This window comes from Streptomyces botrytidirepellens (genome assembly GCF_003721215.1).
GTDB classification, from domain to species: Bacteria; Actinomycetota; Actinomycetes; order Streptomycetales; family Streptomycetaceae; genus Streptomyces; species Streptomyces himastatinicus.
In genome coordinates, this window is sequence record NZ_RIBZ01000143.1 from 1 (window position 1) to 8,706 (window position 8,706).

The window sequence follows — 8,706 nt, forward strand, 5'->3', positions numbered from 1 at the left end:
CGCGGGGCGGGGGCCGTCAGAGAAGATGGCGGGGGTCACAGCGCGGCACACCGCGTCAGTGGACCGGGACCTTTTCGCCCCGGCCGCTCCGTCCCGTGGAGCCCTTGGCCCGGCGGGTGAGCGGGTGCCTGCACCACACCTGGAACGCGGCCACCTGACGGTCGGCCGGACACCACGGACACGGCTCGACATTGACGACTCGCGGGGTGCCGTCCCAGTCGATACCGTCCGTGGTCTCCTTGGCCCCCTTACCGCGGCAGAACCGGCAACGTGTATCGGGACCGGTCCGCAGGACCACGATCCGGTTGAACCAGTCGACGCCCGCCCGCAACCGCCGTACGTGAAAAAGCACTTCGTCGCGGTCACGCAGCACACCAAAAAGCTTGGACATCAGGGACTTGAACATCAGGGGCTCCACCATGAGAGGGAGCCGGGGCGGCGTTCTTCCGGCACGCCGACACTGCCTTGAACGCAGCCAAGCCCCGCAACCCATCAAGCGGGGCGCGCAGCACGCGGTGGCAGGAGAGACGCTGCTACCGGATGTACGAAGGTCCCTGGGCCGCGAGCACACAGGGCGGGCGGCGCGCGCCTGCGCCCTGGTCCTTGCCGGAAAGCGGCGGAGCCAGGGCGCAGGCGTAGGGGACGTCAGGCGCAAAGCGCGGGAGCCTCGGCGGGGCCTGCGGGGTGGAAGAAGACGTCTCCGACGTGGCGGGAGTGCAGGGTGACGATGCCGCTGGGCAGCTCCAGGTGCACGCTCACACTGCTGGCGCGGGCGATCCTCCATGCCAGCGAGCGCAGCCAGACACCGGAGACCGGCTCCTGGTAGAACGTGCCGTCGTTCCTGCTCCAGTCGTAGAAGGAGCTGGTGTAGCGGGAGGCAGTGATGCGGTGGATCTCGCGCTCGGTGAGCCGGTGCACCAGCGCGAACCGGCTCCCCGGCATCGTCCGGGTCTGCCACCAGCCAGTAACCACCCAGTCCAGCACGGCCAGGCCCCGGGGCTGTCCCGGAGTGATCCACCGGCCCTGATGCCGCATCCACTCTGTGCCCCACGGACAGCTGACACAGTCCCCGTCCCGGAACGGCGGCGGCAACGCGGCCGCACGCCCCTCCCGTGCTCGGTTCAGGAACACACCGGCTCCGCCACGCAGTGCAGCAGAATGAGGGATGTACGGGCTCACACGCGCTGTGAGGGTGGGGCGCAGGGAACAATTTGACAAGGACATGACAACTCCAGAAAGAGGAAGCCGGGAAGAAGGAGCAGGCCCGGACGGGCACACTCCACAGCCCGGGAAGAAGCGACTCGACCACACCCGCCAGTGGGTGGGAACCGCTTTTGCCACCCGCACACTGACCCGAGGGCAACCAAGCCGGGCAACCCCGTGGTGCGAGTGCGGGTGGCAACGCGGGGCGGCCACCCCCGGTGGGGCGGAAGCATGACGCGGATGGCCCCGCCTCCTCTGGTGGGAGGCGAGGCCAGTACGCACGGGGCCGTGGAGACATGCCCCGCGGCGGGCAGATCAGGCGAAGCAGAAGTCCAGGTAGTCGCTGATGAGCTTCATGTGGACGAACAGGTGCCCCTCGCGATCACAGGTGTCCCGCTGCTCGTAGTCGCCCTGCTCGTCGTCCCACCCCTGGCTCACGACGGTGGCGATGCTGGCTCGGACATCGGCAGGCAAGACGGCTGGGACAGGGACGGGAGCACAGACAACATCGGCGTGCACGTGGACGGCGTATCCGCGCGTGTGCAAGGTGTGCGCAGTGGCGGTGTATCCGGCGCGGCGCAGTGCGGTGACGGCGGTACGCAGACGCGCCTTGGAGGCGAATGGGAAGACCACGATGGTGCCCTGCTCCTCCTCGGCACGGTCATCGAAACCGGGTTCGTCATAGGTGGCGTAGAAATGGCCCTCGTCACCGGCGAGGCGGCGCTCTGTGGTGAAGCCGGGCAGCGCGGCCAGAAGGTCGGTGACGGTGCCGGGGTCCGCCTCGGGTGGGGTGATCTTCAGCTGCGTGGTGTCGATCTGGTTCGCGGGGCCGCTGGGGTTGATGCCCAGGCTGGTGAACCAGTCACGGAGCAGGTGGACGGTGTCGTCGCCGTTCCAGTTCCCGTCAGGGTCCTCGATGTTCTTGATGCCGCGGAACAGGCAGGCGACGGCTTCCCCTTCGGTGGTGGGCGGGTCGTACTTGAGAGTGCTTTCAGGCACGGTCATCTCCTCACGTGCGGGCCGGGGTTCGGCAGACCGGGCGCAGCTCGGCGGGCGGGAGCCGGGAGCGCGGCGGGCCTGTGCCGGTGACAGTGACCGGCGGGCGGGCAAGCCCCGCAACCACACGGGCAATATGACAGCGGGGAAAGGCCGGGGCCCGCTGCGTGCCATTCACTGGCGCGGAGCGGGCCCCGGGGTGGGGAAGCGTTGCGGCAACGCGGGACGGCCCGCACCTGGTGACGCCGGGGCGGGCCGCCGAATGGTGCGGGGCGCGGGTCAGTCTGGCTGCGGGCGGTCGGGCACGATCCGCACCGGTCGGCGGGGGTCGCTGGGGCGGCCCTTCGGTCCGTTGGCGTGCTCCTCGACTTGGACGCGCACGGGTTTGCGTTCTCCGCCTGCTTCGATGATGGCGCGGTGCTGGTGGGGGTTGGGGCACCGGTTCTGCCACTTCCTGGGCACCTTCCAGCGCAGCGTGTCGTCCTTCCACTTGGGTCCGAGGTGCCGTCGGCCGGACGGTCCTGGCCGTCGGTGGCGGGGATGTGGGCGGGTTCGCGGATGGGGCCCTTGCGGGCGGGCCGGTTGATGCGCATGTTCTTGCGGCTGCGGCCAGCGGTCTTGGTGCCGGTGTCGGTGTGCTGGGGACGGTCACGATGTCCTCGTCCGCAGCGTCCTCGTCGTCCCAGGGGTCTTCAGTGTCCGGGGAGGTGGTGGGGAGGCGCAGGTCCCAGATGGCCAGGACGAGTGCCAGGGCGGTGACCGGGCCGGGCGCTCCCCACGGATCGCGAGGACTGTAGCTTTAAAGTTCTCCCCNGATCGCGAGGACTGTAGCTTTAAAGTTCTCCCCTCCCTTCGTAAGCTCAGGAAGGGGATTCCCGTCTACCTCGCGGCGATGGGCTTGACGGTTTTATCCGCCTTGCGACCGCGCCTTCCGGCGGCCGGGACCTCCACGATGACGTGGCCGATCCGGTACAGATGCAAGATGTTCCGAGCTGCGTTCCAGTCAGCGTTGCACTGGAAGTCGCAGTCGGGGTTCTTGCATACGAACGCGGCCTGGTCTTCCCTGCTGCCGGGGACAGTGAATCCGCATCCGGAGCAGCGCCGGGAGGTGTTCGGGGCGGGAACCTTGACGAGCTGGCCGCCGTAGCGGCCGATCTTGTACGTCAGCATCGTGACCGTGCGTCCCCACGCCTCTTGGGCGATGGAGCGGTTGAGACCGGTCTTGGCTGTGACGTTCTTGCCCGGCTGTTCGATGGTGCCCCGAGGGGACTTGACCATGCTCGTGATGTTGAGCTGTTCGACCACGATTACCCCGTACGTACGGGCGAGGTAGGTGGTCGTCCGGTGCTGCCAGTCCAAGGCTCGTCGCGTGGCTTTTGCTCGGAGCTGCTTGATCTGGTCGTAGGTGTGCTGCAAGCGGCGGGAAGTCTTCTCCCTCTTCTTGCGGAAGCTCTTGCGGTGTGCGGCCTGCCGCTCCAGCTTGAGGAGGTGTGCCTTCTCCTTCGGGGTGAGCCACTTGTCCCGGTCGGCGGTGCCGTCCGGCAGGCGCGGTGGGCGCCCGTGGTCCTGGTGATCCTCGTTGGACAGGGCGAGAGGGATGTTCACCCCGACGTCGATGCCGACTTCCGGGCCCTGATGGGGGTGCGGCTTGGCTTCGATGGTCTGGACGCGGAAGGCGATGTGCCAGCCGAGCGCGTCCTTCACCAGTCGGGCACCGGTGATCCGGTTGTCGGTGCCTGCTCGCTTGCCTACGGGGAGGTCTTTTGTCCAGCGGAAGCGGACCCGGCCGATCTTCGGCAGGTTGACCATACCCCAGCGGCGGTGGACGCGGACGACGTTCAGGTCACGGCCCTGCGGGATGTCCACGGACATGACCGACCGGAACCGGGTCTTGAAGTTCGGCTCGTCTGCCCGGCCTTCCCAACAGTTCACCCAGGCACGGAAGTAGGTCTTCAGCACCGCCTGGGATGCCTGCGCGGGCAGCTTGGCGAGGAAGTCAAGGTCCTTACGGGCTTCCCGTATCGCCGCATCAGCGGCGGCGAGGGTCCGCTTGTCCTTCGGCATCATCTGCCACCAGGCGTGCAAACAGTTCCACATCGTGCGGGCCGCGTGTGCCTGGTCGTCAATGACTCGGCTCTCGGCAAGGGACAGCGCCAGTCGGGCACGATGCCCGAACTGCCGTTTTACCAGGCCGAGTTCACTCACAACGGTCACCATACTTCAGTTGGCCTACGCTGTGGGTGCTGCCACGAGTCAGGGGACGAGGTCGACGACCAGGACGGTGGCGTTGTCGACGTGCTGCGGCAGTTTGACGGCATACGAGAAGCGGACGGCGTTCCTGGTGAAGTCCTCCGCGGCCCTGGGCCGGGTAGCCGTCGAGGTAAGCGAGCAGATGGTGCCCGAGGTCTGCCAGGGGTTCGTAGGCGCCGTCGGTGGCCAGGACGAGGCGCAGTTTTCCAGGCTCGACGGTCGTGGTCTCGATGGCCGGGTGGCCGCGCTCCCGGCGGACCTCGTCGTCGGTCTCGTCAGAACCGAGGTAGGACGTTAACAGGTTACGGTCGTACTCGCGCGGGGTCTTGCCCCGGTCGAGCTGGACGCGACGCTTGTTGTGGTCGTGGGTCAGCCGTTCGGCCTGGTTATCGCGGATGGCGTAGGCGCGGACGTCGCCGCACCAGGCCAGTTCGAGCGGCTGTCCCGGGACGAGGAGCGCGACTAGGGCGGCGGCGCCGAGTTCGTCACCGGTGTCGGTGAACTCCGGCCCGGCGTCGGCGTACTGGTCATAGACCCGTCGGAGGCCGTGCTCGGCGCTGCGGTCGTAGAGTGCGGCGTGTGCGAGTCGGCCGGCCGCGCGGCGGGTCCAGGCGCGGATGGCCGGGGCGGAGCCGATGCCGTCCAGGACGGCGAAAGCGGTGGTGCCGTTGGGCGCTGCGGTGATTTCGTGGGCGTCGCACTGGTGGCTACGACCGCCCTGCTGCTGGGCGGTGGCATGAGCAACGAGGTACATGAGGGATTCCTCCACAGCTGAGCGGGGCGAGGCGGGGCTCGGGCGCCGGGCGCCTGGGTGGCACGGGCGGGGCCCGGTGGTCTAGGGGCGGAAGACGACGGGCGGGCGTGTGCCGGGCAAGGGGCGGCCCCGGCCCCGGGCGGGTGCGGGGCCGGAGGCCGACGGGTTGGGCGAGGGCCGGGGGGCCGGCCGGGTTGGTGTTGGAGGCTCGTCAGTCCGTGTTCTCGGCGGAGAGTTCGTCGGCGGGGATGCCGTCGATGCTGACGAGTTCGGCGCTGTCGGCTTCGCCGAGGGTGATGTGGCCGATCAGGTGCCCGTGCCGGGTGCAATGCTCGACGTCGAAGTCTTCCAGCTCGATCTTCTCCAGAGCTTTACGGGCCGCAGGGACGTCGGCGGCGGTGATGTGGACGGTGATGGTGCCGTCCGCGCGCAACACGATCCGGTGACCGGTGGCGGGCTGCGGAGGCTCGCCGTGGGCCGTGACGATGGTCTTCACTTCATCGGTGAGGGCCATGCGGGACAGGCCGTCGGGGCTGGTGTCCGCTAGGGGGCCGTCAAGGGTGATGTTGCGGTATTCGGCGCCGCGGAGTTCGACGTCGTCGTCGAAGTAGGGTGCGGCGTTCTTGAAGTCCAGGGCGGCGCCGGTGGCCAGGCACCATGCCCAGCCGCAGGCTGATGTGCCGTCTGCGTCGCGCGTGGTGGTGACGGTGATGATGGATTCCGGGTCGGTCGCTACGGCGCGGGTGAGCCACGCAAGGAGTGTGGACACCTCCGCCGGGTGGAAACGCATGCGCCAGGCGTCGAGCTGGCCGGTGATGGTCTGGCTCGAACCGCTGCCGAAGTGCACGGCGATCTTCATGAGGGGGTCATGCTCGTAGGCGAGGTTGAAGGCGGTGACGAACAGGGACGCGGCACGAGTCTCGGGAGTGGTGGCGGCGGTCATTGGTGGGGCCTTTCATGGAGTGTGGGTGGCGTGCATCGGGGCGGTGCCCCGTCCTGAGGGCATGGCAGGGCGGGACCGGCGGTGCCCCGGGCCCTGGTGGATGCGGGGCCGTCGCGCGGGGTAACCAGGCAACACCCAGCTGGTGGCACGCTCGGAGTACCGGGCGTCCGGGGGCCCACGGTCGGGGCGCGGCGGGCAAGGCAGGCAAGCGACGTGGCCGGATGCACGAGCTCCCGGCACCGCTGGGTGCGGCACCGGAGGGCTCGTCACAACCTCAACCGCCCGGTCGGGTGCGGGGTGGGAACACGAGCCGGTCCGCCTTTGGGTGGTGCCGGGCGGGCCGGGCGTGGCGAGGTGCCCGGGCGTGTGGGCGGGGTCAGGGGCGGGACAGGCTGCGAGCGACGGCCTCCACGGTGGCCTGCAAGTTCCCGAGGGCCTGGACGATGGCCAGGGCGTCGCCGGACGGCGGTGCCGGGGTATACCCCGTGTACCGAGGCCCGAGACGGCGGGCCAGGATGACACTGCGGGCGCTGTCCAGTTGGCAGTCGGTGGAGGCAAGCCCCTTGAACCCGCCCTCTTGGCGGTAGTCGCTGACGCGCAATTCGACCTTCCCCTCGTCCTCGTCGTACGTGGCATGTACGCCGTAGAACTTCTCGTCGGGGGCGGCCGGGGATAAGCAGCGCGGTGACGAGGCAGCCGTCATCGTCCACGCTGGCCGGTGTGACCGGGGTGATACCCAGGTCGGAGAGCCTGTCGTTGACGTCCTTGGCGAGTTCGGCGGCGTACTCCGCCATGGACTCGATGCGTTCGGTCCGTTCGGCGGCGTTCTCGGCCTCGGCCTTGGTGATCCAGTCCTGGGCGATGGTGGTGTCGGTGGTAGTCACCGGGTTGTCCCTTCTCGGTGTGGGGGCTGGCCGCCGTAGTGGCAGCCCGTATGGGAGGTGCTGCGCTCGGGCCCGGACGGAGCCGGGCGTCGGCGTGGGTCAGGTACGCAGTGACGGCGGCGCTCTGCTGATCGCACTGCGCGCGGGTGGCGGTGTGTTCGACAAGGGCGCGGGCGGTAGCGACGTCGAGCCAGCTGGGCTCGGGTCAGACACCGGTGCCGTGGGTGGTGCGGTGTGCCGCGGTCATGGCGTCGGCCCATACGCGGACATGGCAAGCGGCGGTTTCCGGGGTCGGGCGGGCGCCCGCGGTGATCTCCTTAAGGCGTGCGGCGCGGGCGTCGTGCATCGGGGCGGTGAGCGCCTCGGCGGCGTGTGCGGGGCGGGGCTTGTCCATGACCACCCTTCGGGCATCCGGGTGTGGCACGGCCCGAGGGGGCGGGTGTAGTCACCGCCCGCCCGGGCCGATACCCGGACCGTGGCCGGGGACAGGGCAAGGGCCGCAACCAACGCGGCGTCGCGGCGGCGGTGATCGGGTCGGGAAGCCAGGGCGGGCCCGGTGCGCGAGGTGCGCGCGGGAGCCCGGCCCGGCGCGGCCGGCACCAGCCGGTGCACCGTGTGGCCGTCTCCGGCCGGGGCCATAGGGGGTGGGCGGAGTCCGGCCGGGAGCCAGGGGCGCATAGCGGCCGGATGGCGGTCAGTCGAGGACGAAGGTGAGCCAGGGCGGCACGTACAACGGGCGCGGGGTGCTCTGGGCGGCGGAGAGACGCAGTGCCTCGGCAAGCTCCCCCAGTTCGGAGCCCGGCCGCTCGAATTCGTCGTGGCCGCCCACGAGCGGGATGACGGTGGGGTACCGCTCGGTGTCGAAGGGGAAGACGGTGAAGACCCGGAAGCGGATCGTGGTGTCGGCCCAGCCGCCGGGTGGTGCAGGGCTGGTGCCGGTCGTGCTGCCGAAGATGATCACGTCGCTCCAGTTCAGGTCGGTTCCGGGAGGCGGGGCCCATTCGGTGCTGTGGCGGGGCGGGCCCTTGATCAGGCGGTGATGCAGCTCTGCGTCGCTGCGTGGGACGTGGAAGGCGTAGATGCGGGGGAAGTTGTGCAGTGGCACGGGGGCTCCTGTCAGTTTGGGGGCGCGCGCCGGGCGGATGACCGGGGGCGGGGGCTTGTGGTGGGGGTAAGGGCTGTTGGGCGCGCCCCTCTCGGCCAGGAACGGCACGGGTGCGGGGCACGACACGGTGGTGGGACGGGCGGGCGGTGACGCGCGGTGTGTCCCCGTGAGTGGGGGCTCCCAGCCGTCGAGTTCCACGAGAGCGTCAGCGATGGTTGCCCCGGCGAAGTCGACACCGGGCATCATCCGTTCGACGGGTGTGTTCTTGTCACCGCGCAGGCGGCACTAGGTACGGAACAGGTCGGCGACGGCGCTACCGCTGGTCGTGGTCGGGTCGAAGGTGCGCATGATCAAGAGGTCCTTTCGGGGAGCCGTGCCCTGGAGTGCGAGGCGCGACGGGGCGGTCGATTGGGTGACGCGGCCCGAAGGGCGGGGCTGTGGTCACCGCTCCCCCGGGCCGGTGCCCCGTACCGTGGCCGGATGGGGAGCTACACCCGCAACCCGAACCTCGCAACGCCCACGGTGCCCGCCACTCGCGCGGGGCCGGTCGCGGGACGGCCCCCGGCGCCGC

Annotated in this window: 9 protein-coding genes; all 9 read right to left on the reverse strand. The window is 69.8% G+C overall.

Going from position 1 to position 8,706, the window contains the following annotated elements; genetic code table 11:
• Positions 1-55: 55 nt before the first annotated feature.
• The 9 genes from EEJ42_RS10795 to EEJ42_RS10835 all read right to left on the reverse strand — a co-directional run bounded on the left by EEJ42_RS10795 (position 56) and on the right by EEJ42_RS10835 (position 8,135).
• Positions 56-421 carry a hypothetical protein gene (locus tag EEJ42_RS10795; RefSeq protein ID WP_123099734.1) on the reverse strand — a complete coding sequence of 122 codons (366 nt, stop codon included), beginning with the start codon at positions 419-421 and terminating at the stop codon, positions 56-58.
• 224 nt (positions 422-645) lie between these two features.
• Positions 646-1,035, reverse strand: a complete 390-nt coding sequence (locus EEJ42_RS10800) for a hypothetical protein (RefSeq protein ID WP_148081917.1) — start codon at positions 1,033-1,035, stop codon at positions 646-648.
• A 483-nt stretch (positions 1,036-1,518) separates the two neighbouring features.
• A complete protein-coding gene (locus EEJ42_RS10805; RefSeq protein WP_123099742.1) occupies positions 1,519-2,202 on the reverse strand; it encodes a hypothetical protein in 684 nt (227 codons plus the stop codon).
• An 876-nt stretch (positions 2,203-3,078) separates the two neighbouring features.
• Positions 3,079-4,404 (reverse strand): RNA-guided endonuclease InsQ/TnpB family protein, encoded by a 1,326-nt coding sequence (locus tag EEJ42_RS10810; RefSeq protein ID WP_123099736.1) that lies wholly within the window; start codon positions 4,402-4,404, stop codon positions 3,079-3,081.
• Positions 4,397-5,203, reverse strand: coding sequence for a protein phosphatase 2C domain-containing protein (locus EEJ42_RS10815; RefSeq protein WP_123099737.1), 807 nt, complete (start codon positions 5,201-5,203; stop codon positions 4,397-4,399). The genes EEJ42_RS10810 and EEJ42_RS10815 overlap by 8 nt, the downstream gene beginning before the upstream one ends.
• Before the next feature lie 211 nt (positions 5,204-5,414).
• Complete coding sequence (locus tag EEJ42_RS10820) at positions 5,415-6,146, reverse strand: hypothetical protein (RefSeq protein ID WP_123099738.1); 732 nt, start codon at positions 6,144-6,146, stop codon at positions 5,415-5,417.
• 376 nt (positions 6,147-6,522) lie between these two features.
• Positions 6,523-6,849, reverse strand: coding sequence for a hypothetical protein (locus EEJ42_RS10825; protein ID WP_123099739.1), 327 nt, complete (start codon positions 6,847-6,849; stop codon positions 6,523-6,525).
• 386 nt (positions 6,850-7,235) lie between these two features.
• Positions 7,236-7,424 (reverse strand): hypothetical protein, encoded by a 189-nt coding sequence (locus EEJ42_RS10830; protein ID WP_148081918.1) that lies wholly within the window; start codon positions 7,422-7,424, stop codon positions 7,236-7,238.
• A gap of 300 nt (positions 7,425-7,724) precedes the next feature.
• Positions 7,725-8,135, reverse strand: a complete 411-nt coding sequence (locus tag EEJ42_RS10835) for a hypothetical protein (protein ID WP_123099741.1) — start codon at positions 8,133-8,135, stop codon at positions 7,725-7,727.
• Positions 8,136-8,706: the final 571 nt, after the last annotated feature.